General features: G+C 69.5%; 22 protein-coding genes and 1 riboswitch. Of the genes, 20 read left to right on the forward strand and 2 right to left on the reverse strand.

Annotated features, from left to right (window positions below; genetic code table 11):
- The first annotated feature begins 20 nt into the window (after positions 1–20).
- The 12 genes from ACFWCH_RS11365 (at position 21) to ACFWCH_RS11420 (ending at position 14,471) form a co-directional block, all read left to right on the forward strand.
- Entirely contained in the window at positions 21–1,016 is a 996-nt protein-coding gene (locus tag ACFWCH_RS11365) for an ABC transporter permease (protein WP_136035502.1), read from the forward strand.
- Entirely contained in the window at positions 1,009–1,989 is a 981-nt protein-coding gene (locus tag ACFWCH_RS11370) for an ABC transporter permease (protein WP_136035503.1), read from the forward strand. Before ACFWCH_RS11365 ends, ACFWCH_RS11370 begins: the two co-directional genes overlap by 8 nt.
- Complete coding sequence (locus ACFWCH_RS11375) at positions 1,986–2,837, forward strand: ABC transporter ATP-binding protein (protein ID WP_378803554.1); 852 nt, start codon at positions 1,986–1,988, stop codon at positions 2,835–2,837. The genes ACFWCH_RS11370 and ACFWCH_RS11375 overlap by 4 nt, the downstream gene beginning before the upstream one ends.
- Entirely contained in the window at positions 2,834–3,694 is an 861-nt protein-coding gene (locus ACFWCH_RS11380) for an ABC transporter ATP-binding protein (protein ID WP_378803555.1), read from the forward strand. Before ACFWCH_RS11375 ends, ACFWCH_RS11380 begins: the two co-directional genes overlap by 4 nt.
- Positions 3,695–3,765: 71 nt before the next feature.
- Positions 3,766–3,860: riboswitch (glycine riboswitch) on the forward strand.
- Positions 3,861–4,013: 153 nt separating this feature from the next.
- Positions 4,014–5,129, forward strand: coding sequence for a glycine cleavage system aminomethyltransferase GcvT (gene gcvT, locus ACFWCH_RS11385; RefSeq protein WP_247638570.1), 1,116 nt, complete (start codon positions 4,014–4,016; stop codon positions 5,127–5,129).
- A complete protein-coding gene (gcvH, locus tag ACFWCH_RS11390) occupies positions 5,126–5,503 on the forward strand; it encodes a glycine cleavage system protein GcvH (protein WP_136028632.1) in 378 nt (125 codons plus the stop codon). The genes gcvT and gcvH overlap by 4 nt, the downstream gene beginning before the upstream one ends.
- 61 nt (positions 5,504–5,564) lie before the next feature.
- A complete protein-coding gene (gene gcvP / locus ACFWCH_RS11395) occupies positions 5,565–8,405 on the forward strand; it encodes an aminomethyl-transferring glycine dehydrogenase (RefSeq protein WP_378803855.1) in 2,841 nt (946 codons plus the stop codon).
- Between the two features lie 215 nt (positions 8,406–8,620).
- Entirely contained in the window at positions 8,621–10,273 is a 1,653-nt protein-coding gene (locus tag ACFWCH_RS11400) for an ABC transporter substrate-binding protein (protein WP_136028634.1), read from the forward strand.
- Positions 10,274–10,374: 101 nt separating this feature from the next.
- On the forward strand, positions 10,375–11,301 hold the full coding sequence (locus ACFWCH_RS11405; protein WP_136028635.1) for an ABC transporter permease: 927 nt from the start codon (positions 10,375–10,377) through the stop codon (positions 11,299–11,301).
- On the forward strand, positions 11,294–12,235 hold the full coding sequence (locus ACFWCH_RS11410) for an ABC transporter permease (RefSeq protein WP_136028636.1): 942 nt from the start codon (positions 11,294–11,296) through the stop codon (positions 12,233–12,235). The genes ACFWCH_RS11405 and ACFWCH_RS11410 overlap by 8 nt, the downstream gene beginning before the upstream one ends.
- Entirely contained in the window at positions 12,232–13,905 is a 1,674-nt protein-coding gene (locus tag ACFWCH_RS11415) for an ABC transporter ATP-binding protein (RefSeq protein ID WP_136028637.1), read from the forward strand. The genes ACFWCH_RS11410 and ACFWCH_RS11415 overlap by 4 nt, the downstream gene beginning before the upstream one ends.
- Before the next feature lie 2 nt (positions 13,906–13,907).
- Positions 13,908–14,471, forward strand: a complete 564-nt coding sequence (locus ACFWCH_RS11420; protein ID WP_136028638.1) for a PH domain-containing protein — start codon at positions 13,908–13,910, stop codon at positions 14,469–14,471.
- 18 nt (positions 14,472–14,489) lie between these two features.
- Here the strand turns inward: ACFWCH_RS11420 and ACFWCH_RS11425 are convergent, their stop codons facing one another.
- Positions 14,490–15,263: a CPBP family intramembrane glutamic endopeptidase gene (locus ACFWCH_RS11425; RefSeq protein ID WP_136045760.1), complete on the reverse strand. Its 774-nt coding sequence runs from the start codon at positions 15,261–15,263 to the stop codon at positions 14,490–14,492.
- Positions 15,264–15,383: 120 nt separating this feature from the next.
- Between ACFWCH_RS11425 and typA the strand changes: the two genes are divergently transcribed.
- The 4 genes from typA (at position 15,384) to ACFWCH_RS11445 (ending at position 21,130) form a co-directional block, all read left to right on the forward strand.
- Positions 15,384–17,297 (forward strand): translational GTPase TypA, encoded by a 1,914-nt coding sequence (gene typA, locus ACFWCH_RS11430; RefSeq protein WP_136028639.1) that lies wholly within the window; start codon positions 15,384–15,386, stop codon positions 17,295–17,297.
- Positions 17,298–17,468: 171 nt separating this feature from the next.
- Complete coding sequence (locus ACFWCH_RS11435) at positions 17,469–18,353, forward strand: phospholipase (protein ID WP_136028640.1); 885 nt, start codon at positions 17,469–17,471, stop codon at positions 18,351–18,353.
- A gap of 108 nt (positions 18,354–18,461) precedes the next feature.
- Complete coding sequence (glsA, locus tag ACFWCH_RS11440) at positions 18,462–19,508, forward strand: glutaminase A (protein WP_378803556.1); 1,047 nt, start codon at positions 18,462–18,464, stop codon at positions 19,506–19,508.
- Positions 19,505–21,130: an MFS transporter gene (locus tag ACFWCH_RS11445; RefSeq protein ID WP_136036700.1), complete on the forward strand. Its 1,626-nt coding sequence runs from the start codon at positions 19,505–19,507 to the stop codon at positions 21,128–21,130. Before glsA ends, ACFWCH_RS11445 begins: the two co-directional genes overlap by 4 nt.
- A gap of 8 nt (positions 21,131–21,138) precedes the next feature.
- On the opposite strand, the gene ACFWCH_RS11450 is transcribed toward ACFWCH_RS11445, so the two are convergent.
- On the reverse strand, positions 21,139–21,687 hold the full coding sequence (locus ACFWCH_RS11450; RefSeq protein ID WP_136036699.1) for a helix-turn-helix domain-containing protein: 549 nt from the start codon (positions 21,685–21,687) through the stop codon (positions 21,139–21,141).
- Between the two features lie 102 nt (positions 21,688–21,789).
- Between ACFWCH_RS11450 and ACFWCH_RS11455 the strand changes: the two genes are divergently transcribed.
- From ACFWCH_RS11455 to fdxA, 4 genes are read left to right on the forward strand one after another with little or no spacing between them, the layout of a single operon-like run.
- On the forward strand, positions 21,790–22,506 hold the full coding sequence (locus ACFWCH_RS11455; RefSeq protein ID WP_136045755.1) for an AzlC family ABC transporter permease: 717 nt from the start codon (positions 21,790–21,792) through the stop codon (positions 22,504–22,506).
- A complete protein-coding gene (locus ACFWCH_RS11460; RefSeq protein ID WP_136028645.1) occupies positions 22,503–22,817 on the forward strand; it encodes an AzlD domain-containing protein in 315 nt (104 codons plus the stop codon). Before ACFWCH_RS11455 ends, ACFWCH_RS11460 begins: the two co-directional genes overlap by 4 nt.
- A 46-nt stretch (positions 22,818–22,863) precedes the next feature.
- Positions 22,864–23,268: a hypothetical protein gene (locus ACFWCH_RS11465; RefSeq protein WP_206251516.1), complete on the forward strand. Its 405-nt coding sequence runs from the start codon at positions 22,864–22,866 to the stop codon at positions 23,266–23,268.
- A gap of 9 nt (positions 23,269–23,277) precedes the next feature.
- Entirely contained in the window at positions 23,278–23,598 is a 321-nt protein-coding gene (gene fdxA / locus ACFWCH_RS11470) for a ferredoxin (RefSeq protein ID WP_017203330.1), read from the forward strand.
- The last annotated feature ends 9 nt before the right edge of the window (positions 23,599–23,607 follow it).

Consider the following 23,607-nt stretch of genomic DNA (forward strand, 5'->3'; position numbering starts at 1 on the left):
GGAAGTCAGGACACAGTGACATGAAGTTCTATGCACGACGGATCGGGTTCTACGCGTTCACGCTGTGGGCCGCGATCTCCATCAACTTCCTGCTTCCCCGGCTCATGCCGGGGGACCCCGCCGACATCATGATCGCCAAGATGCAGCGGGCGGGCGGCGAGGTCTCCGAGACCACCATCCGCAACATCAAGCTGCTGCTCGGGGGCGACGACTCCTCGCTGTGGGAGCAGTACATCGCCTACTGGGGGCGGATGCTCCGCGGAGACCTCGGCATCTCCGTCACGAAGTTCCCGACGCCGGTCGCCGACCTCATCGCGGGCGCCCTCCCGTGGACCCTGGTGCTGGTGGGCACGGCGACCGTCCTGTCCTTCCTCCTCGGCGTCGTGCTCGGCGCGTGGGCGGGGTGGAAGCGGGGCACGTGGGTCGACCACCTCATCCCGGCGACCACCGTCCTGCAGTCCATCCCGTACTTCTGGCTCGCGCTCGTGCTGGTCGCCGTCTTCGCGGTCGGGCTCGGATGGTTCCCCATGTTCGGCGGCTACGACGTCTTCGACTTCCCGGACGGCCCGGAGCCGACCTGGGCCTTCTTCACCGACGCGGTCGCTCACTCGCTCCTTCCCGCGATCACGATCGTGATCAGCTCGGTCGGCGGGTGGATGTTCGGCATGCGCAACATGATGGTGTCGACGCTCGCCGAGGACTACGTGCTGACCGCCGAGGCGAAGGGCCTGCGCCCGCGGCGCATCATGACCACCTACGCCGCGCGAAACGCCGCGATCCCGTCGATCGCGGGCTTCTCGATCACCCTCGGCTTCGTGGTGGCCGGCGCCATCGTGATGGAACAGGTGTTCACGTATCCGGGTGTCGGGAAGCTCATGTTCCAGGCCGTCACCAACAACGACTACGCGCTGATGCAGGGGCTGTTCCTCGTGATCACCCTCACGGTGCTCGTCGCCAACTTCTTCATGGACCTCGTCTATGGCTTCATCGACCCGAGGGCTCGCCAGAATGTCTGACACGAAGAACCCGCTCCTCGTGGAGGAGCCGCCCACCGTCGCCCCCGAGGGCACGGTCGCCCTGGCCACGCAGCGCCAGGAACGCAAGCGCCGCCGGATCCTGCCGAGCACGTCGCCGAAGTTCATCGTCGGCTCTGTGCTCGTGCTCGCCATCGTGCTCTTCGCGATCATCGCGCCCTTCTTCACACAGAACCCGCGCAGCACCGACAACCCCGCACTCGCCGCGCCCTCGGCCGAGCACTGGCTGGGAACGACCAAACTCGGCAACGACGTCCTCGCCCAGCTCGCCATCGGGGCGCAGGGATCGTTGCTCATCGGCGTCACCGCCGGCGGGATCGCGATCGTCCTGTCCCTCTTCTTCGGTGTGCTGGCGGGGTACCTCGGCGGCTGGCGCGAGGACGCCCTGGCGCTGCTCACGAACGTGATGATCGTGATCCCCGGGCTCCCGCTCGTGATGGTGATCGCGTCGTTCGTGCCGCAGCGCAGCTGGCAGCTCGTCGCCTTCGTGCTCGGCATCACCTCGTGGGCCGGGGCGGCCTATGTCCTGCGGCTGCAGACGCGCTCGCTGCGCACCCGCGACTACGTGTACGCCTCGAAGGTGGCGGGGGAGCGATCGTTCCGCGTGATCCTCGTCGAGATCATGCCGAACCTGCTCCCGCTGCTGACCGCGCAGTTCCTGTTCGCGATCATCTTCGCGATCCTCGGCGAGGCCGGGCTGTCGTACCTCGGTCTCGGCCCGAACTCGTCGATCACCTGGGGGTCCATCCTCAACGACGCCCAGTCCGGGCAGGCGCTCGGCCGCGGTGCGTGGTGGTGGTTCGTGCCCCCGGGCATCATGATCGCGATCCTGGGCGCGGGCCTCGCGCTGATCAACTTCGCGATCGACGAGGTCATCAACCCGAAGCTGCGCAACGCGCCCGATGCGGCCCGTCGGGTGCGCAAGGCCGCCAAGACGAAGGGGGTCTCCGCATGAGCGACGCCGTCCTGACCGCGAGGAACGTGTCGATCGAGTACGAGGTGGATCCGCCGGTCAGGGCGGTGCGGGATGTGTCGCTGACGCTGCATCGTGGCGAGATCCTGGGGTTGGCGGGGGAGTCGGGGTGTGGGAAGACGACGCTCGCGTATGGGATGAATCGGTTGTTGAAGGCTCCGGCGTTGATGACCCAGGGCGAGATCGTGTTCCATGACCGGGATGGTCATGACATCGATGTGGTGGGCCTGGATGGGGAGGGGTTGCGGGCGTTCCGGTGGGACAAGATCTCGATGGTGTTCCAGGGGGCGATGAACTCGTTGAATCCGGTGATCAGTGTGAGGGCGCAGATCTTCGACATCTTCGACACGCACCGTCCGGAGATGAGCAAGAGGGCGAAGCGGGAGCGGGCGGAGGAGCTGCTGACGCTGGTGGGGGTGGATCCGAACCGGTTGACGAGTTTCCCGCACGAGCTGTCGGGCGGGATGCGGCAGCGGATGATGATCGCGATGGCGTTGGCGCTCGATCCGCAGGTGATGATCATGGACGAGCCCACGACGGCGTTGGATGTGGTGGTGCAGCGGGGCATCATCCGGGAGATCATGCGGTTGCGGGAGAGGTTGGGGTTCGCGGTGATCTTCATCACGCATGACCTGCCGATGCTGATCGAGATCAGTGATCGGATCGCGGTGATGCTGCAGGGGCGGATCGTGGAGCAGGGCACGGCGGAGGAGATCTACCGGACCCCGCAGCACGAGTACACGAAACGGCTGCTGTCGAGTTTCCCGTCGTTGACCGGGGAGCGGGGCGATTTCGTCCGCACGGGTATGAGCCAGGAGGGCATCCGATGACCGCCATCGCCGACACCACCACCGCGACCGGCACCCTGGAGGCGCGGAATCTGGTGAAGGACTTCACCCTGCGCTCCGGGTTCCGCACGAGTGTGTTGCATGCGGTGAAGGACGTGTCGTTCACGATCGAGGCCGGGAAGACGGTCGCGCTGGTGGGGGAGTCGGGGTCGGGGAAGTCGACGATCGCACGGATGCTGATGAAGCTGGAGACGCCCACCTCCGGGTCCATCCTCCTCGACGGTGTCGAGTCCGGCACCCGGGGTCGGGGGTTGGAGCGGTACCGGTCGGATGTGCAGATGGTGTTCCAGGACCCGTTCGCGTCGTTGAACCCGTTCCACACGATCGTGCATCACCTGGAGCGTCCGATCCGCCTGCACCACCCGAAGCTGTCCGGGACGGCGGTGCGAGCGCGGGCGCTCGAGCTGCTCGAACGGGTCCGGCTGACCCCGGGGGAGAGCTTCGCCGAGCGCCGCCCGCACGAGCTGTCCGGCGGGCAGCGGCAGCGCGTCGCGATCGCGAGGGCGCTGGCCCCAGGGGCACGGTTCATCGTCGCCGACGAGCCGGTGAGCATGTTGGACGTGTCGATCCGGCTCGGGGTCCTGAACCTGCTGGCCGAGCTGCAGCGGGAAGAGAACCTGGGCGTGCTGTACATCACCCACGACCTCGCCACAGCCCGCCACTTCTCCGATGAGATCATGGTGCTCTACAAGGGCGACGTCGTCGAACGCGGACCCGCCGACCAGGTCATCCTCCACCCGCAGCACGAGTACACCAAGACCCTCCTCGGTGCCGCCCCCGAGCCCGAGAACCTCGGCCGTCTTCGCGATGAGGTGCGTGCGGAGCTCGCGGGACGGTGATCCGGGTCCGAGCCGTATGGGTGGGGCCCGTGCGTCGGGCTAGACTGAAGCCACAATCGAAGACAGGCCGAACGACCCACGCGGGAGAGCCCCGGCGCACGCAGCCGGGCACCGAAGGAGCAAGCCTCCCCGCCAATCTCTCAGGTACGCGTACCGCGGGGGTCCGGCCGCTCTGAAAAGCGATCCCGAGCTGTCGGGGATCCGCCGACGGTGAAAGCCCGCGTGCTCGTGCGGGCGAAGCTCTCAGGCCCATGACAGAGGGGGAGTTCCCTGGAACGGCGATGCCGCCGTTCCGCCCGACCCAGCCCGGGAGAACTCCATGTCCGACCCCCGCTTCACCCCGCTGCGCGAGCGCCACGAGGCCCTCGGCGCATCCTTCACCGACTTCGGCGGCTGGCAGATGCCGGTGCGCTACACATCCGACCTCGCCGAGCATCACGCCGTGCGCCAGGCGGCGGGCATCTTCGACATCTCGCACATGGCCGAGTTCGCCGTGCGCGGAGGCGACGCGGGTGCCTTCCTCGACTACGCACTGGCCGGACGGCTGTCGGCTCTTGCGGTCGGCAAGGCGAAGTACTCACTGCTGCTCACGCCCGAGGGCGGCATCGTCGACGACGTGATCGTGTACCGGCTCGCCGACGACGACTACCTGATCATCTCCAACGCCGGCAACCGTGATGCCGTCCGTGGTGCGCTCGCGGACCGGGTCGCGCACTCCGGGGTCGAGCAGGTCGAGGTCGCCGACGTGTCCGACGACTACGCCCTCATCGCGGTGCAGGGTCCGCGCGCCGAGGAGATCCTCGCCGCGACGGCCGGTATCGGCGAGGTGAGCGTGCCGTGGGCCGAGCAGCGCTACTACGCCTGGGCGTCCGCGACGTTCGCGGGGCAGCCGCTGCTCCTCGCCCGCACCGGCTACACGGGCGAGGACGGCTTCGAGCTTCTGGTGCCGGCGGCTCACGCGGCCGCGCTGTGGGATGCCGTGCTCACCGCCGGGACGCCCCTGGGCCTGGTACCGGCGGGCCTCGCGGCGCGCGACACGCTCCGGCTCGAGGCCGGGATGCCCCTGTACGGCCATGAGCTGAGCCTGGACACGTCGCCCGCGCAGGCGGGCCTCGGTCGCGTGGTGGTCGCCGCGAAGGAGCGCTTCGTCGGCAAGGACGCCCCCGCCCCGGCGGCCGACGCGCGCGTCCTGGTCGGACTGACCGCCGAGGGTCGCCGCGCGGGCCGCGCCGGCTACGCGGTGGTCGACGCCGACGGTGCCCCGCTGGGGGAGATCACCAGCGGCGCCCTGAGCCCGACGCTGGGTCATCCGATCGCGATGGCCTACGTCGACCCTTCTTCCGCGGAAGAGGGAACCGCAGTATTCCTTGATGTGCGGGGGACCCGTATCCCCGCGACCGTGACCGCCCTGCCTTTCTACCGGAGGAACTCATGACCGACCTCAGCGCACTCCGCTACACCGACGAGCACGAGTGGATCGCCGGTGACGGCGACACCGTGACCATCGGCATCACCGACTACGCCGCCGAGAAGCTGGGCGACGTGGTGTTCGTCGAGCTCCCCGCCGTCGGCACCGAGATCACCGCCGGCTCCGTGGTGGGCGAGATCGAGTCGACCAAGTCGGTCGGCGAGCTCTACGCCCCGGTGGCCGGCACGGTCGTCGAGATCAACGACGCCGTGGTCGACGACCCGTCGCTGGTGAACGCCGAGCCCTTCGAGGGCGGCTGGCTGCTCAAGGTCTCGGTCGCCGCCGGCGCCCTGGACGGACTGCTCGACCGCGACGCCTACGTCGCACTCACGGAGGGCTGAGACACACGTGGTTGCTTTCGCCGATCGTCACATCGGACCCACCGAGGCCGCACAGCGCACGATGCTCGACGCGCTCGGGCTCGGCGGCGCGGAGGACGGGCCCACCAGCCCGGTCGAGACGCTCATGCGCCAGGCCGTCCCCGCCTCGATCTACACGGGGCCGGAGGCCGCGGTCGCGGAGTCGCGCATCCCCGCCGCCGCGAGCGAGACCGAGGCCCTGGCCGAGCTGCGGGCGCTCGCGTCGCGCAACACGGTCCGCCGCGCGATGATCGGCCTCGGGTACTACGACACCATCACGCCCCAGGTGATCCAGCGCAACGTGCTGGAGAACCCCTCCTGGTACACGGCTTACACGCCGTACCAGCCCGAGATCTCGCAGGGGCGCCTGGAGGCGCTCATCAACTTCCAGACCATGGTCGCCGAGCTCACCGGCCTCAGCACCGCGAACGCGTCGATGCTCGACGAGTCCACGGCCGTGGTCGAGGGGATGCTGCTCGCGCGGCGGGCCTCGAAGTCCTCGTCGAACGTGTTCGTGGTCGACGCCGACGCGCTGCCGCAGACCAGGGCCATGCTCGCGTCCCGCGCGGACGCCCTCGGTGTCGAGCTCGTGACGGTCGACCTCGCGGCGGGCGAGGAGCTGCCGGACGAGCTGTTCGGCGTGTTCGTGCAGTACCCCGGCGCGTCCGGTCGCGTGTGGGATCCGACGGCGGTGTTCGAGGCCGCGCACCTCGCGGGTGGTCTCGCCGTGGCCGCGGCCGACCTGCTGGCGCTCACACTGCTCACGGCCCCGGGGACGATGGGTGCCGACGTCGCGGTCGGCACCACGCAGCGCTTCGGCGTGCCGATGGGCTTCGGCGGACCGCACGCCGGCTATATGGCGGTGCGCTCCGGCCTCGAGCGCCAGCTGCCGGGGCGACTGGTCGGGGTGTCGGTCGATGCCGACGGCAAGCCCGCGTACCGGCTCTCGCTGCAGACGCGCGAGCAGCACATCCGCCGGGAGAAGGCCACGTCCAACATCTGCACGGCGCAGGTGCTGCTCGCGGTCATGGCTTCGATGTACGCGGTGTACCACGGCCCCGACGGGCTGCGCTCGATCGCCCAGGGCGTCGCCGGCAAGGCCACCCTGTTGCGTGACTGGCTGGTCGAGGCGGGGGCCGAGGTCGTGCACGAGCACTTCTTCGACACGCTCACGGTGCGGGTGCCTGGCGCCGCGGCGGAGCATGCCGCCCGCGCGCGCGAGGAGCACGGCATCCTGCTGCGGGTCGCCGACGCCGACACGATCGGTGTCGCGGTGGACGAGACGACGACGTTCACCGACCTGCACCGCGTGGCGCTGGTGTTCGGCGGGCCGACGGAGCGGGCGTTCGCGTTCGTCGCGGGTGTCTCGGTCGCGCTGCCGGAGGCTCTCCGCCGCGCGGACGAGTACCTCACGCACCCGGTGTTCCACGCGCACCGCAGCGAGACCGCGATGATGCGCTACCTCAAGAGCCTGTCCGACCGCGACTACGCGCTCGATCGCGGCATGATCCCGCTCGGCTCGTGCACCATGAAGCTGAACGCGGCGACCGAGATGGCGGCGATCACGTGGCCCGAGTTCGCCGGCATCCACCCGTTCGCCCCGGCGGACGACGTGCAGGGCTATCTCGAACTGATCGATCAGCTCGAGAGCTGGCTCGCCGAGATCACCGGCTACGACGCGGTGTCGCTGCAGCCGAACGCGGGGTCGCAGGGCGAGCTCGCCGGCCTGCTCGCGATCCGCGGCTACCACCACGCGAACGGCGACGCGCACCGCACGGTGTGCCTCATCCCGTCGTCGGCGCACGGCACGAACGCTGCGTCTGCCGTACTGGCGGGCATGAAGGTCGTGGTCGTGGCCAGCGATGCGCTCGGCAACGTCGACCTCGACGACCTCCGCGCCAAGATCGCGCAGCACGCCGATGAGCTCGCTGCGCTGATGATCACGTACCCCTCGACGCACGGGGTGTACGAGGAGCAGGTGGTCGAGATCACGACGGCGGTGCACGAGGCCGGCGGTCAGGTGTACGTCGACGGCGCGAACCTCAACGCGCTGCTCGGCTACGCGCGCTTCGGTGACCTGGGCGGCGACGTCTCGCACCTCAACCTGCACAAGACGTTCGCGATCCCGCACGGCGGGGGTGGCCCCGGCATCGGCCCGGTCGCGGCGAAGGCGCACCTGGCCCCGTACCTGCCCTCGCACCCGCTGGCACAGCGCGCCGAGCATTTCGGCGGCTACACGTTCGACGGTGCGGTCATCTCGGCGGCCCCCTACGGTTCCGCGGGCATCCTGCCGATCTCCTGGGCCTACGTGCGCATGATGGGAGCCGACGGGCTGCGCCGGGCGACCGCAGCGGCCGTGCTCTCGGCGAACTACATCGCGGAGCGGCTCGGCTCGCACTTCCCCGTGCTCTACACGGGCGAGAACGGCCGGGTCGCGCACGAGTGCATCCTCGACCTGCGTCCGCTCAAGGAGGCCACGGGCATCACGGTCGACGACGTCGCCAAGCGCCTCATCGACTACGGGTTCCACGCGCCGACGATGTCGTTCCCGGTCGCCGGCACCCTGATGGTGGAGCCGACCGAGTCGGAGGACCTCGACGAGATCGAGCGGTTCATCGAGGCCATGATCATGATCAAGGCCGAGGCCGACGCGGTGGCCGCCGGACGCTGGCCGGCCGACGACAACCCGCTCGTGCACGCACCGCACACCGCGGTGTCGCTCATCGCGGGGGAGTGGACGCACGCCTATACGCGCGAGGAGGCGGCCTACCCGGTGCGCTCGCTCGTGGCCGCCAAGTACTGGCCGCCGGTGCGCCGGATCGACCAGGCGTACGGCGACCGCAACCTGGTGTGCGCGTGCCCGCCGGTGGAGGCGTTCGCCTGAGCCACGAGGGATCCGCGGACGGCGTCGCGACCACTTCCGGGTGGCGCGGCGCCGTCCGCGTCTCCCCATGTTTCGCGCGTGTGACGATTGGTCACCACTCAGTAACAGTTCGTTAGCCGAGTGCGTCGGCGGGCGGACTCGCGGGTTACGCTCAGGTATCCCTGCGTGCTCGACGATGCGCACGCAGAATTCCCACGTCCACAGGAGGACACAAAGTGAAGCGCAACAAGATCGCCCTGGCGGGCGTCGCGCTGTTCGCGGGTGGCGCTCTGGCGCTCGCGGGCTGCGCGGGCGGATCCGGCAACACCGGTGACGGCGGCAACGGTGGGGCCAAGGCCGACCCGGATGCCATCATCACGACGAACGGCTCGGAGCCGGAGAACCCGCTGATCCCGACCAACACGAACGAGGTCGGTGGCGGCAAGATCCTCGACGAGATCTTCGCCGGGCTCGTCTACTACGACGCCGAGGGCAAGCCGGTCAACGACATGGCCGAGGAGATCACCACGGAGGACCCGCAGCACCTCACCGTGAAGCTGAAGGAGGGCCAGACCTTCTCCAACGGCGAAGAGGTCACCGCCGACAACTTCATCAAGGCGTGGAACTACGGCGCACAGGCGGAGAACGCCCACCTCTCGAGCTACTTCTTCGAAGACATCGAGGGCTTCCAGAACACCCCCGACGTATACGGCGCTCAGGGCGACATGTCCGGTCTCCAGCAGGTCGACGACTACACGTTCACGATCACGCTGAACAAGCCGGCCGCCGACTTCGCGCTGCGCCTCGGCTACTCGGCCTACTACCCGCTGCCCGACGTCGCGTTCGAGGACATCGACGCGTTCGGTGAGAACCCGATCGGCAACGGCCCGTACAAGCTCGACGGTGAGGGCGCCTGGCAGCACGACGTGCAGATCGACCTGGTCCGCAACGACGACTACGACGGCGGTCGCAAGGCCAAGAACGGCGGCCTGTCGATCATCTTCTACGCGACGCAGGACGCGGCCTACGCCGACCTGCAGGGCAACAAGGTCGACGTCATCGACGTCATCCCGTCCGTGTCGCTGCCGACCTTCCAGGACGACCTGGGCGACCGCGCGGTGAACCAGCCGTCGGCCGTCTTCCAGTCGTTCACGATCGGTCAGTTCCTGCCGCACTTCTCCGGCGAGGAGGGCATCCTCCGTCGTCAGGCCATCTCGATGGCGTTCGACCGCGACCAGATCACCGACAAGATCTTCTTCGGCACCCGCACGACGGCCAGCGACTTCACGTCGCCGGTCATCGACGGCTGGTCCGACTCGATCAAGGGCAACGAGGTCCTGAAGTACGACCCCGAGAAGGCCAAGGAGCTGTGGGCCGAGGCCGACGCCATCTCCCCGTGGGAGGGCGAGTTCAAGATCGCCTACAACACCGACGGTGGCCACCAGGAGTGGGTCGACGCCGTGACCAACGCGATCTCCAACACGCTGGGCATCGAGGCATCGGGCGACCCGTACCCGACCTTCTCGGTCATCCGCGAGGAGATCAACAACAACAGCATCAAGACCGCTGCCCGTTCGGGTTGGCAGGCCGACTACCCCGGTCTGTACAACTTCCTCGGTCCGCTCTACGCGACCAACGCCGGCTCCAACGACGGTGACTACTCGAACCCCGAGTTCGACGCGCTGATCGCCGAGGGCATCAGCAACACCGACACCGCGGCCCAGGTCGAGGAGTTCACCAAGGCTCAGGAGATCCTGTTCAACGATCTCCCCGCGATCCCGCTGTGGTACTCCAACGTGACCGGTGGTTACGCCGACACGGTCGACAACGTCACGTTCGGCTGGAACTCGGTCCCGCTGTACTACGAGATCACGAAGGCTGCCGAATAGGCCTGACGGAGCTCGCACCCGCGAGGCGGTGACGGTTTCCGTCACCGCCTCGTCGGGTGCTCCCGTTCGGTCTGTTCGCGCCCTCCCGAAAGGGACTGCGGATGCCCAGCTATATCATCAGACGTCTTCTCCAGGTGATCCCCGTGTTCTTCGGGGCCACCCTGCTCATCTACTTCCTCGTGTTCGCCATGCCGGGCGACCCGATCCTGGCTCTGTTCGGCGATCGCACGCCCAATGAGGCTCTCGTCAACGCCCTGCGCGAGGAGTACCACCTCAACGAGCCGTTCCTGGTCCAGTACTGGTACTACATCACCGGTGTCTTCCAGGGTGACCTCGGCACGACCTTCTCCGGTCGCCCGGTCTCCGCGGTGCTCGTCGACACGCTTCCGGTCACCGGCCGGCTCGCCGTCATGGCGATCGGGATCGAGTTCACGCTCGCGATCACGATCGGCACGATCTCGGCGCTGCGCAAGGGCAAGCTGTTCGACACGACCGCCCTGCTGGTCGCGCTCGTCGCCCTGGCGATCCCGATCTTCGTGCTGTGCTTCCTGGCCCAGTACTTCCTGGCGATCCAGTGGGGCTGGTTCAGCCCGACCGTCGGCTCCGACAACGACTGGGGCGGCCTCTGGCTCCCCGCCCTCGTGCTCGGGTTCAGCCTCTTCGCCGTCAGCATGCGCCTGATGCGCAGCTCGGTGATCGACACCCTCAACCAGGACTGGGTGCGCACGGCGTACAGCAAGGGACTCTCGCGCACCCGCGTGATCCCGGTGCACGTGCTGCGCAACTCCCTGCTCCCGGTCATCACCAACTCCGCCACGAACTTCGGCGTGCTCCTCGTGGGCGCGACCGTGACCGAGGGGATCTTCAACATCCCCGGTGTCGGCAACACGCTCTACCAGGCGGCGATCCGCGGTGAGGGGCCCACCGTGGTCTCCTTCGTCACGGTGTTCGTGATCCTGTACGTGCTGGTGAACCTTGTCATCGACCTGCTCTACGGTCTGCTCGACCCGAGGATCCGCTATGTCTGACCCCACCACGCAGAAGCACTACGTCGCCCCGGTCGAGACCGAGTCGATCGCCATCGATGCGGTGCGCGTCGCCGAGAAGCCCAGCAACCTGTGGCGCGACGCGTGGCGCGACCTGCGCCGTCGCCCGATGTTCTGGTTCTCGGTGCTGCTCGCCGCGCTGTTCATCGTCATGTCGTTCTGGCCGACCCTGTTCACGCAGGTCAACCCGCGCGTGTGCGACCTGATGAACAGCAACGAGGGCCCGACGCCCGGCCACCCGCTCGGGTTCAACTTCCAGGGCTGCGACATCTACGCCCGCGTCGTCTGGGGCGCCCAGACGTCGCTGTCGGTCGGTCTCATCGCCACCGTGATCTCCGCGGTGCTCGGCCTCATCATGGGTGCGCTGGCCGGTTTCTACGGCGGCTGGATCGACGCGCTGCTGTCCCGCATCGGCGACATCTTCTTCGCGATCCCGTACATCCTGGCCGCCCTGGTCGTGATGACGGTGCTCTCGGACTATCGCTCGGTGTGGACGCTCGCGCTCGCGATCGGTGGCTTCTCCTGGGCGTCCACGGCACGCGTCGTGCGCGCTGAGATCCTCCGGGTGCGGCAGGCGGACTTCGTCATGGCGTCGCGCTCGCTGGGCCAGTCCCGGTTCAAGACGCTGCTGACCCACGTGATCCCCAACGGCATCGCGCCGCTGCTGGTCGTGTCGACCCTGGGACTCGCCGCGGCGATCGTGGCGGAGGCGACCCTGTCGTTCCTCGGTGTCGGGCTCGGCGGCACGGTGGTGTCGTGGGGTAACGACATCAGCCAGGCACAGGCGGCTCTGCGCATCGCCCCGATGTCGCTCATCTATCCATCGATCGCGCTCACCCTCGCGGTGCTCGCGTTCGTCGGCCTCGGCGAGCTCATCCGAGACGCCCTCGACCCGAAGGCGAGGGCCCGCCGATGAGCGACCACAACGCCGCCCAGATCCCGCTGCTGAGTGTCCGCGACCTCAAGGTCGCGTTCCGTTCGCAGGAGGGGATGCGCGAGGTCCTGCACGGTGTCACGTTCGACGTGTTCCCCGGCGAGACCGTCGCGATCGTGGGGGAGTCCGGCTCGGGCAAGTCCACCACGGCCACGGCCATCGTCGACCTGCTGCCGGGGACTGGAAAGGTCACCGGAGGATCGATCACGCTCGAGGGCCGTCCGCTCACGGGCCTGAGCCGACGCGACATCGAGGCCGTGCGCGGTCGCGACATCGGCTTCGTGCCGCAGGACCCCATGTCGAGCCTCAACCCGGTGTGGAGCATCGGCTTCCAGGTCAAGGAGGCCGTGCGCGCCAACGGCATCGCCCAGGGGCGTGCCGCTGTCAAGGCACGCACGATCGAGGTGCTGCAGCAGGCGGGTCTGGCCGATGCCGAGCGACGGCTGCACCAGTATCCGCACCAGTTCTCCGGCGGGATGCGCCAGCGCGCGCTGATCGGCATCGGTCTCGCGGCCGACCCGAAGCTCCTGATCGCCGACGAGCCGACCTCGGCCCTCGACGTGACGGTGCAGCGGGTCATCCTCGATCACATGGCCTCTCTCACGCGGGACAAGGGCACCTCGGTGCTCCTGATCACGCACGACCTCGGTCTCGCGGCCGAGCGCGCGGAGAAGATCATCGTGATGAACGGCGGCAACATCGTCGAGGCGGGGCCGAGCCGTCAGATCCTGGAGAACCCGCAGCACCCGTACACCAAGCGGCTGGTGGCCGCAGCGCCCAGTGTGGCGTCGCAGCGCATCCAGGCGGTCGTGGAGGATCGGGGGATCGAGACGCTCGAGGACCTCGCGGACATCCCGCCGACCGTCCGGGTGGCCGGTCTGACGAAGGACTACAAGATCCGCCAGGGCAACTTCCGCAGCGAGGCCTTCCGGGCGGTGGACGACGTGTCGTTCGAGATCCCGCGCGGCAAGACGCTCGCACTGGTCGGGGAGTCCGGATCGGGCAAGTCCACGGTCGCGAAGATGGTGCTCAAGCTCGAGGATCCGACCGCCGGCACGATCGAGATCGACGGTCAGGACGTGTCGGGGCTCTCGAACGCGCAGGCGTTCGGGCTCCGTCGCCGGATGCAGCCGGTGTTCCAGGACCCGTACGGCTCGCTCGACCCGCTGCGCAACATCGGCAACACGATCGCCGAGCCGCTGCAGATCCACGGCGTCGGCGACCGCGCCTCGCAGCGGGCGCGCGTGGAGGAGCTGCTGGAGCAGGTCGCCCTGCCCCAGTCCCTCGCCACGCGATACCCGAACGAGCTGTCGGGCGGTCAGCGGCAGCGCGTGGCGATCGCTCGTGCACTCGCGCTCAAGCCCGACATCATCGTGCTCGACGAGGCGGTGTCGGCGCTCGACGTGCTGGTGCAGGACCAGATCCTGAAGCTGCTCGCCGACCTGCAGTCCGAGCTCGACCTGACGTACCTGTTCATCACCCACGACCTCGCGGTCGTGCGGGTCTCCAGCGACCTGGTGTGTGTGATGGAGAAGGGCCGCGTGGTGGAGCAGGGCACGGTCGACGAGATCTTCGCGAATCCGCAGGAGGAGTACACGGAGCGCCTGCTGCAGGCGATCCCGGGTGCGTCGATCCCTCTCGGCGGCCACTGAGCGTGGCATCGCCGGCACAGCCCGAGGACGCACGGACCTACCGTGCGTCCTCGGGCACCGTCATCCTCGTGCTCAGCGTGCTGCTGGTGCTGTTCCTGCTGGGGGACACGGTCGTCAACGGCAGCATCGTGCAGGCGCTGCTGATCGCTCCGTGGATGCTCCTCGCCCTGTGGATCGTGTACGAGATCAGCTTCGTGTCGCACGTGCGGGTGGACGCGCACGGGGCGACCGTGCAGAACCTCCTGCGCCGGACGAGCTTCGGCTGGGGGCACGTGCGCGACATCGACCTGCGCTGGCAGCTCGAGTTCGCGCTCGACGACGGCCGCACGCTCACCTCCTGGGGTGGCCCGGCCCGCGCCCGCCCGCCCCGTCAGCGTCGTGACGAGGACGCGGAGCCGCGGGTGCCCTCCGGGTTGCGGGCCCTCACCGACATCCGCGACCGCTGGTCGGAGGCGGCGGCTGCCGACGCGCCCATCCGTCGCACGTGGGACGGCCCCGCGCTGATCGCGCTCGCGGTGATCGTGCTGTGGGCCGCCGCCGCGCTCGTCGTGGTCAACCTCGGCTGAGCACCCGGCGCACCGGGCTCACCCGGGCAGCCCGAACAGCTCGGGCCAGGTGGCGGCCGCCCACGGGTAGCCGACGAACACGGTCGCGTCGATGAGGAAGTGCGCCACCAGGAACGGCAGCAGTCGTCCCGTCCGCTGGTACAGCCACCCGAACAGCAGCCCCATCGCGAGGTTGCCGACGAACGCCCCCGGCCCCTGGTACAGGTGGTAGGTCGCGCGGAGCACGGAGGTGGCGACGATGATCGTCCACGGCGACCAGCCGAGCTGCCGCAGCCGCGCGAAGAGGTAGCCGAGCACCACGAACTCCTCCTGCAGGGAGGCGCGGGCCGCCGCGAGCAGCAGGATAGGCACGGTCCACCAGTGGGCGTCGAGTCCCGCGGGGTTCACGGCCACGAACAGGCCGGCCGCCCGGCCGCCGAGGTAGAGCGCGAGGCCCGGCACGCCGATCGCCACCACGAGCAGCACGCCGCGGGCCACGTCGACGCCGATGCGGGTGCCGTCGAGCCCGAGCCGCCCGAGGTGCGGTCGTCGGCGCTGCCACAGCAGGAAGCACACCAGCAGCACGGGCACGAGCGAGAAGCCGATCGAGAGCAGCTGATAGACGAGGTCGAACACCTCGCGGTCGCTGCGGGACGGGTTGAGCGTCGCGGTCTGGTCGGCCAGGGGCACGTCGTCGGTCAGGCGGTAGGCCAGCTGCACGATCGCGTAGACCGCCGACTGTCCGAGCCCCAGGGCCAGCACGATCGCGATCTCCCACCACAGGCGCGCACGGCCCTCGCGGCGCGAGGACATCGGGGGAGCGGGGGTCACGGAGTCGATGCTACGACGTGCCTCGGAGATCCGATCCGGCGCGTACGTTATCCTGGAACGTCGGCTTCCCGGCGCAACCCCACACTCTTTGAGGACCCTTGTATGGCGCACGCCCTCCGCTCTGACCTCCGCAACGTCGCAATCGTCGCCCACGTCGACCACGGCAAGACCACGCTCGTCGACGCGATGCTCCGCCAGACGGGCTCCTTCGGCGAACACTCGCACGTCGAGGAGCGGGCGATGGACTCGAACGACCTCGAGCGCGAGAAGGGCATCACGATCCTCGCCAAGAACACGGCGATCACCTACAAGGGCAAGCACGCCGACGGCAAGGAGATCACGATCAACGTGATCGACACGCCCGGCCACGCCGACTTCGGCGGCGAGGTCGAGCGCGGCCTGTCCATGGTCGACGGTGTCGTGCTGCTCGTCGACGCGAGCGAGGGCCCGCTGCCGCAGACCCGCTTCGTGCTGCGCAAGGCCCTCGAGGCCAAGCTGCCCGTGATCCTGCTGGTCAACAAGACCGACCGCCCCGACGCCCGCATCGCCGAGGTCGAGGAGGAGGCGCACGATCTGCTGCTGGGTCTCGCGTCCGACCTGGTCGACGACGTGCCCGACCTCGATGTCGACGCGCTGCTCGACGTTCCGGTCGTGTACGCCTCCGGCCGTGCCGGCGCCGCCTCGCAGAACCGTCCCGCCGACGGGTCGCTGCCCGACAACGACGACCTGGAGCCGCTGTTCGAGGCGATCCTCGAGCACGTGCCCGCGCCGTCCTATGACGACGAGGCACCGCTGCAGGCCTGGGTCACGAACCTCGACTCCAGCCCGTTCCTCGGCCGACTCGCCCTGCTGCGCGTGTTCAACGGCACGCTCAAGAAGGGCCAGACGGTCGCCTGGGTCCGCTCCGACGGCACGACCAGCAACGCCCGGATCACCGAGCTGCTGAAGACCCGCGCCCTGGAGCGCTACCCGGCCGACTCCGCGGGCCCCGGCGACATCGTCGCGATCGCCGGCTTCGAGGACATCACGATCGGCGAGACCATCGCCGACCCCGAGGACATCCGTCCGCTGCCGGCCATCACGGTCGACGACCCCGCGATCTCCATGACGATCGGCACGAACACGTCGCCGCTCATGGGCAAGGTCAAGGGGCACAAGCTCACCGCCCGCATGGTGAAGGATCGTCTGGACCGCGAGCTCATCGGCAACGTCTCGCTCAAGGTCGTCGACATCGGCCGTCCCGACGCCTGGGAGGTGCAGGGTCGCGGTGAGCTCGCGCTCGCCATCCTCGTCGAGAACATGCGTCGCGAGGGCTTCGAGCTCACGGTCGGCAAGCCGCAGGTGGTCACCAAGAAGATCGACGGCAAGGTCTACGAGCCGTTCGAGCACCTGACCATCGACACGCCGGAGGAGCACCTCGGCGCGATCACGCAGCTCCTCGCGAACCGCAAGGGCCGCATGGAGAACATGACCAACCACGGCACCGGCTGGGTGCGCATGGAGTTCGTCGTGCCCTCGCGCGGTCTCATCGGCTTCCGCAGCGAGTTCCTCACGACCACCCGCGGCACCGGCATCGCGAACGCGATCTCGCACGGGTACGAGCCATGGGCCGGTCAGATCACGACGCGCCAGAACGGCTCGATCGTGGCCGACCGCTCCGGCGTGGTGACCCCCTTCGCGATGATCGCCCTGCAGGAGCGCATGTCGTTCTTCGTGCAGCCGACCGAAGAGGTCTACGAGGGCATGGTCATCGGCGAGAACTCGCGCGCCGACGACATGGACGTGAACATCACCAAGGAGAAGAAGCTCACCAACATGCGCTCCTCCACGGCCGACAACTTCGAGTCGATGACGCCGCCGCGGCTGCTCACGCTCGAGGAGAGCCTGGAGTTCGCGCGTGACGACGAATGCGTCGAGGTGACGCCCGAGAAGGTGCGCATCCGCAAGGTGATCCTGGACCAGACCGTCCGCGGTCGCGAGGCCTCGCGCCTGAAGCGTCAGGACGCGAACGCCTGAGGCATCCCCGCACCCTTCCGAGAGGGCCCCACGCTCCGGCGTGGGGCCCTCTTCTCATGAAAATGCCAGGTGGGGGCTAGGTCGATGACGCAGACTCGTTCACTTGCGTCCGGGGCAATCTCCCGATGAGTGTCCCGCATCGGGCGCACGACGACCCGAAAGTCGAACCCAATGCTTCAGAAGACCCGTGCGCTTCGGCGCGCCTCCGAGGTGGCTGCCGCGCGCGCCGCCGTCACCCGTACCCCGCTGCTCGTCCTGGGCACCGCGGCCGCCGCCCTCGTGGGGATCACCCTCACGGTCGGGGTGACGGCCGCCCCCGCCACCGGCACCGCGCAGCCGGCCGCGTCGGCCGCGATCACGAGCCAGGCCTTCGGCGCGGAACCGCTCACCCGCATCGCCGACGAGGCCGTGATGACGGTGTCGAAGGGGAAGGATGCGGTCGCGGCGGCGGACGCCCTGACCGCCGAGGTCTCCGCGTCCGGCCTCGACGTGAGCGCTGCGGCCCCGGTGGACACGACGCCGCTCGAGGATGACCTGGAGACCCTCGACGACCGTGCGACCCTGCCCTTGCTCCTCGTGACGGTCGCGACCGAGCAGGCCGCCGCCGAGACCGAGAAAGTCGTCGCGGAGACCGCGGCGCTGCAGCAGGCGTACACGGCGGCGCAGGAGCAGAAGGCCGCGGAGGAGGCGGCGCGCGTCGCCGCCGAGCAGGCCGCTGCGGCCGCCGCCGCGCTCGCCGCGGCCAACACGGTGGACGGCGCGAAGGCGACCGCGCAGCAGATGATGGCCGACCGCTACGGCTGGGGCGGCGATCAGTTCTCCTGCCTGAACTCGCTGTGGAACAAGGAGTCGGGCTGGAACTACCGGGCGTACAACGCCGATGGCGGTGCCACCGGGATCCCGCAGGCGCTTCCCGGCAGCAAGATGGCCTCGGCCGGCGCCGACTGGCAGACCAACGCGGCCACTCAGATCGCGTGGGGCCTGAAGTACATCGCCGACGCCTACGGCACGCCGTGCAGCGCCTGGGGCCACTCGCAGGCGATGAACTGGTACTGAGCCCGAGCGGGCCGGAGGTCACGCACCGTGACGGGCCTATCCTGAGAGGCGGTCGAGCGCTACGGTGACTGTGACGGCTGGGGAGCGTCGCGAATCCGAGGAGGAGTGGTGCTCGATCCCGTCGCCTGGCTCGATGTCCCGCAGGAGGTCTCGACCGGCACGCTGCCCGGCTGGGAGCGCGTGGACGAGATCGTCCGGGAGGCCCACGCCCGCTATGCCGGTGAGCGCGGAGGGCGCGTGGCCGACTACATCCCGGTGCTGGCCGAGGTGGACCCCGAGCTGTTCGGTCTCGCCGTCATCGAGGTCGGCGGCGGGGTGCACGACGCCGGAGACGCGCTGCACCCGTTCTCGATCCAGTCGATCTCGAAGATGTTCGTGTACGCCCTGGCGATCCAGGAGCACGGGCACGAGCGCGTCCGCGACATCGTCGGCGTCAACAACACCGGGCTCGCGTTCAACTCGGTCGTCGCGCTGGAGCTGAACGAGGGCCATCCGCGCAACCCGATGGTCAACGCCGGCGCGATCGCGACCACGGCGCTGATGCCGGGCGCGACCGCGGTCGAACAGTGGGAACGGGTGCGGGAGGGGCTGTCGGCGTTCGCCGGACGGCCGCTGAGCCTCGACGGCGAGGTGTACGCGTCGGAGGCGGTGTCGAACGACCGCAACCGCGCCCTCGGCTGGCTGCTCAAGAGCTACGGACGCCTGGCGGGCGACCCGGACGAGATCGTCGATGTGTACACGCGGCAGTGCGCGCTGAGCGTGACGGCGCACGACCTGGCCGTCATGGGGGCGACGCTCGCCGACGGCGGCGTGAACCCGATCACGGGGGAGCGCGTGGTGACGGCGGACGTGTGCCGCGACACGCTCGCGGTCGTCGCAGCGAGCGGACTCTACGAGAACTCCGGCGACTGGTTGTTCGAGATCGGTCTCCCGGCGAAGTCCGGTGTCGCGGGAGGGATCGTCGCGGTCTCGCCGGGCAAAGGGGCGGCCGCCGGGTTCTCGCCGCGGCTGGACGACGCGGGCAACTCCGTGCGGTCGCAGATGGCGATCGGCCATCTGTCGCGCTCGCTCGGGCTCAATCTGTTCGCCTCCGCACCCGCGCAGGCGGACGACTCGGGAAGCGGTCCCCGACCGGCGGAGAAGGAGCGATCATGACGGAGACGGTGCAGGCGCCAGCGAAGACCTCGTGGCTGCCGATGGTGAGTCTGTTCCTCGCGCAGGTGCTGATGTCGTTCAATGTGGCGGCGCTGCCCATCTCCCTGGGCGGCATGGTCGGTGAGTTCGGCGTGCCGCCGACACTCGCCAGCACCACCATCGTGATGTACGGCCTGGCGGTCGCGGCGCTCGTGATGACGGGCGCGAAGCTCGGGCAGCGCGTCGGCTGGGTGCTGATCTTCCGGGTGGTGGTCGCCCTGTTCGCCGGCTCCGCGATCATGATGCTCACCGCCCCCGGCATCTGGTGGGCGATCGCCGGTCAGGCGGTGGCCGGGGCGGCCGCGGCCATCATCGTGCCGTCCATCGTGGCGCTGATCGCCGAGAACTACCGCGGATCCCAGCAGGCCACCGCGATCGGGGCCATCGGCTCCGCCCGCGCCATCTCGGGTGTGAGCGCCTTCCTCATCGGCGGCACGCTGGGCACGCTCGTCGGCTGGCGCCCGCTGTTCTTCATCGTGCTGGCCGTCGCGGTCGCCGTCTTCGCCCTGAGCTTCACGCTGCGCGGCGACCGCGGCGACGCCTCCATCCGCATCGACCTCGTGGCGTCGCTCCTGATCGGCGGCGCGATCGTGCTGCTGACGCTCGGGTTCAACAACCTCAACAGCTGGGGTGCGCTGGCCGCATCGCCGGCCGCCCCGTTCAGCGTGCTGGGGCTGTCGCCGGCACCGCTGTTCATCGTGCTCGGCCTCGTGCTGGGGCAGGCGTTCTTCCTGTGGACGCGGCGGCGCATGGCGGAGGGCAAGGTACCGCTCATCGACCTCAGTGTGCTGGGGTCGTCGCGCGAGCGTGCCGCCGTCTACGCCATGTTCATCGTCGTGGGGCTCGAGGCGTGCGTGAACTTCACGATCCCGCTGTACATCCAGATCGTGCAGGGGAGGACCCCGTTCGACACGTCGCTGGCGATGATGCCGTTCAACCTCACGGTCTTCCTGACCGCGACTCTGGTCGTGCGCTTCTACAAGCGCTACCCCCCGCGCACCATCGGGGTGTTCGGCTTCATCCTCACCACCGCCGCGCTCGTGTGGCTCTCGGTCGTCGTGACGAACAACTGGGAGACCGTGCCGACGATCGCGGGGCTGATCGTGTTCGGTATCGGACAGGGCGCCCTGGTCACGCTGGTGTTCAACGTGCTGGTCACGGCGGCCCCCGCGGAGCTGGCGGGCGACGTGGGCTCCCTGCGCGGCACGACGCAGAACCTCGCATCGGCGGTGGGGACGGCTCTCGCCGGCGCGCTGCTGGTGTCGCTGCTCGCCCTGAACGTCGGTCGCGCGGTGGTCGAGCATCCGGAGCTGCCGCCGTCGCTGGTGGCGCAGGTGCCGATGGATGACGTGAACTTCATCAGCAACGACGACCTGCGCGTGGTGCTGGAGTCGACGGACGCCACGGAGGAGCAGGTGGATGCTGCGGTCGCCGTGAACGAGCAGGCGCGTCTGAGCACGCTCAAGCTCGGACTGCTGCTGCTGGCGGCGGTGAGCGCCCTGGCGATCCTTCCGGCGTCGCGGCTGCCGCAGTACCGGCCGCACGAGATCCCCGATCCGTCGCCGTCGAGCGGCTCGGACTGAGGCGGCGCTCAGCGCAGCTCGGAGATGAGGACCGCGCTCGTCCCGGGCTTGGTGGCCTCGAAGATGTGCGACACGTCTCCGGCGTACGTGAGGTAGTCGCCGGGGTCGAGCACGACGGGCTCGTCGGGCGGGCCGATGCGGGCCTGGCCCGCGATCAGGATCACGTGCTCGATCGTGCCCGGGTGGTGCGGGTCGGAACGGCGGGGGTCTCCGGGCTCGGCCTGGATCAGGTACACGTCGCGCCGGGCGCCGGGCGGGCTGGCCGAGAGGAGGGTCGCGCTGTAGGCGGCGGCGGACGAGGGCACGCCCGCGAGCTCGTCGGCGCGGATGAGCGTGGGCGCGTTGGCCTGCTGGTCGACCAGCACCGCGAAGGGCACCCCGAGGGCGACGCCCAGGGCCCACAGCGTCTCGACGCTGGGGTTGCCCGCGCCGCTCTCGAGCTGTGAGACGGTCGCCTTGGAGACGCCGGCGCGGCGGGCGAGCTCCGAGACGGACAGGCTCGCGGCCTCGCGCTCGCGGCGGAGCGTGCGGGCGAGGCGGGTGCGGAGATCCTCCATGCGTTCATCATGTCAAACGATCGTTCGCTTGACTATCCACCAGCAGCTGTTCAGAATGATGGTCATGCGTTCACTCAAACGAACAGCGCGCGCGGTGTCCCGGTGACCGCGGAACGCGAGGTGTGGCGCGAGGCGCTCGGCGTCGTGCTCGCCACCAGCGCCTACGGCATCTCGTTCGGTGCCCTCGCCGTCGCCTCCGGGCTGGACGTGTGGCAGACCTGCGTGCTGAGCCTGCTGATGTTCACGGGCGGGTCGCAGTTCGCGTTCATCGGCGTCTTCGCCTCGGGCGGACTCGCCGCCCTCCCGTCGGCGATCGCCTCGGCCGCGCTGCTCGGCGTGCGCAACGTCGCCTACGGCATGCGCATGTCGCCCCTCGTCGGGGGAGGACCGTGGCGCCGTGCGGCCGCCGCGCACTTCACGATCGACGAGTCCACCGCCGTCGCGATCGCCCAGAACGACCCTCGCCTGCGCCGGGTGGGCTTCTGGGTCACGGGCGTGGGCATCTTCATCGGCTGGAACCTGACCACCCTCACCGGAGCCCTCGTCGGCGACGTGCTCGGCGACCCGAAGGCCTGGGGCCTGGACGCGGCGGCCGCGGCAGCGTTCCTCGCCCTGCTGTGGCCGCGCCTCCGACAGCGCCAGGCGGTGGCCGTCGGCGTGGCGGCGGCAGTGGTCGCGGCGGCGTTGACCCCGTTCCTCATGCCGGGGTTGCCGGTGCTGATCGCCGCAGTCGTCGCGATCGCGGTCGGGTGGTTCAACTGGCTCGGGCGGGACGATGCGGGACGCGAGCCCCTCGAGACGCGGGAGGCCGGCGCATGAGCCTGTGGAGCGCCATCCTGCTGGCCGCCCTGATCTGCCTCGCGCTCAAGGCCGCGGGCTACCTCGTGCCGCCGAAGGTGCTCGAGGCGCCGCGTCCCGCCCGCATCTCCGATCTGCTCACGGTGGCCCTGCTCGCGGCGCTCGTCGCAGTGCAGACGCTCGGCGACGGCCAGGCCATCACGGTCGACGCCCGCGTGCCCGCGCTGCTGGTGGCGGCCGGACTGCTGTGGCTGCGGCAGTCGTTCCTCGTGGTGGTCGTGGCGGCGGCGCTGGTGGCGGCGCTGCTGCGCCTGTTCGGGCTCGCGAGCTGATCGGCGGGTGCCGCGACCGCCGCGCGGATAGGATCGAGGGGTGCGCGTGAACGGGATCTCGAGGGTGCTGTCGTGGGTCGCCGCGGCCCTGGTCGGCGGTGTCTACGGCGTGGCCGGGACCATCGCGCACAGCGTGACGTGGGGCCCGATCCCAGTCGGCCTGATCGTCGCGGCGATCGCCTGCGCCGCCATCCTGGTGGCGATCCGCGCGCTCACCCACGACCGCTGGGCGGCCGTCGCCGCAGGGCTCGGGATGCTCGGCATGCTGGTCATGATCTCCGGTGTGGGCCCCGGCGGCTCCGTCGTGGTGCAGGACTCGCTCGCCGGTCGCATCTGGACCTACCTGGCGGCGGGGATCGTGCTGCTCGTGGTCGCGTGGCCGTCGTTCTCCCGCCCGCCCGCACGACCCGCGAGCGCGCCGACGGAGGACCGGGAGCCGAGCGCGACGTAGACTGGAGCGGTGACGTATGTGATCGCCCTCCCGTGCGTCGATGTCAAGGATCGCGCCTGCATCGACGAGTGCCCCGTTGACTGCATCTACGAGGGCGAACGGTCGTTGTACATCCACCCGGACGAATGCGTCGACTGCGGTGCCTGTGAGCCGGTGTGCCCCGTCGAGGCCATCTACTACGAGGACGACCTGCCCGACGAGTGGCAGGACTACTACAAGGCCAACGTCGAGTTCTTCGACGAGATCGGCTCGCCGGGAGGCGCCGCCAAGGTCGGCGTCTACCCGTTCGACCACCCGATCATCGCCGCGCTGCCGCCGCAGGGCGAGTAGGCGCCGGCC

This window comes from Microbacterium sp. NPDC060132 (assembly GCF_042729675.1).
Classification (GTDB): Bacteria; Actinomycetota; Actinomycetes; order Actinomycetales; family Microbacteriaceae; genus Microbacterium; species Microbacterium sufflavum.

Coding starts and splice junctions, on each gene's coding strand:
- ACFWCH_RS11435 (WP_136028640.1), top strand. CDS start 17,469: ATGCTTCAGAAGACCCGTGCGCTTCGGCGCGCCTCCGAGGTGGCTGCC.
- typA (WP_136028639.1), top strand. CDS start 15,384: ATGGCGCACGCCCTCCGCTCTGACCTCCGCAACGTCGCAATCGTCGCC.
- ACFWCH_RS11380 (WP_378803555.1), top strand. CDS start 2,834: ATGACCGCCATCGCCGACACCACCACCGCGACCGGCACCCTGGAGGCG.
- ACFWCH_RS11450 (WP_136036699.1), bottom strand. CDS start 21,687: ATGGAGGATCTCCGCACCCGCCTCGCCCGCACGCTCCGCCGCGAGCGC.
- ACFWCH_RS11365 (WP_136035502.1), top strand. CDS start 21: ATGAAGTTCTATGCACGACGGATCGGGTTCTACGCGTTCACGCTGTGG.
- gcvT (WP_247638570.1), top strand. CDS start 4,014: ATGTCCGACCCCCGCTTCACCCCGCTGCGCGAGCGCCACGAGGCCCTC.
- ACFWCH_RS11460 (WP_136028645.1), top strand. CDS start 22,503: ATGAGCCTGTGGAGCGCCATCCTGCTGGCCGCCCTGATCTGCCTCGCG.
- ACFWCH_RS11375 (WP_378803554.1), top strand. CDS start 1,986: ATGAGCGACGCCGTCCTGACCGCGAGGAACGTGTCGATCGAGTACGAG.
- ACFWCH_RS11425 (WP_136045760.1), bottom strand. CDS start 15,263: ATGTCCTCGCGCCGCGAGGGCCGTGCGCGCCTGTGGTGGGAGATCGCG.
- ACFWCH_RS11405 (WP_136028635.1), top strand. CDS start 10,375: ATGCCCAGCTATATCATCAGACGTCTTCTCCAGGTGATCCCCGTGTTC.
- ACFWCH_RS11415 (WP_136028637.1), top strand. CDS start 12,232: ATGAGCGACCACAACGCCGCCCAGATCCCGCTGCTGAGTGTCCGCGAC.
- gcvH (WP_136028632.1), top strand. CDS start 5,126: ATGACCGACCTCAGCGCACTCCGCTACACCGACGAGCACGAGTGGATC.
- ACFWCH_RS11370 (WP_136035503.1), top strand. CDS start 1,009: ATGTCTGACACGAAGAACCCGCTCCTCGTGGAGGAGCCGCCCACCGTC.
- ACFWCH_RS11445 (WP_136036700.1), top strand. CDS start 19,505: ATGACGGAGACGGTGCAGGCGCCAGCGAAGACCTCGTGGCTGCCGATG.
- gcvP (WP_378803855.1), top strand. CDS start 5,565: ATGCTCGACGCGCTCGGGCTCGGCGGCGCGGAGGACGGGCCCACCAGC.
- ACFWCH_RS11410 (WP_136028636.1), top strand. CDS start 11,294: ATGTCTGACCCCACCACGCAGAAGCACTACGTCGCCCCGGTCGAGACC.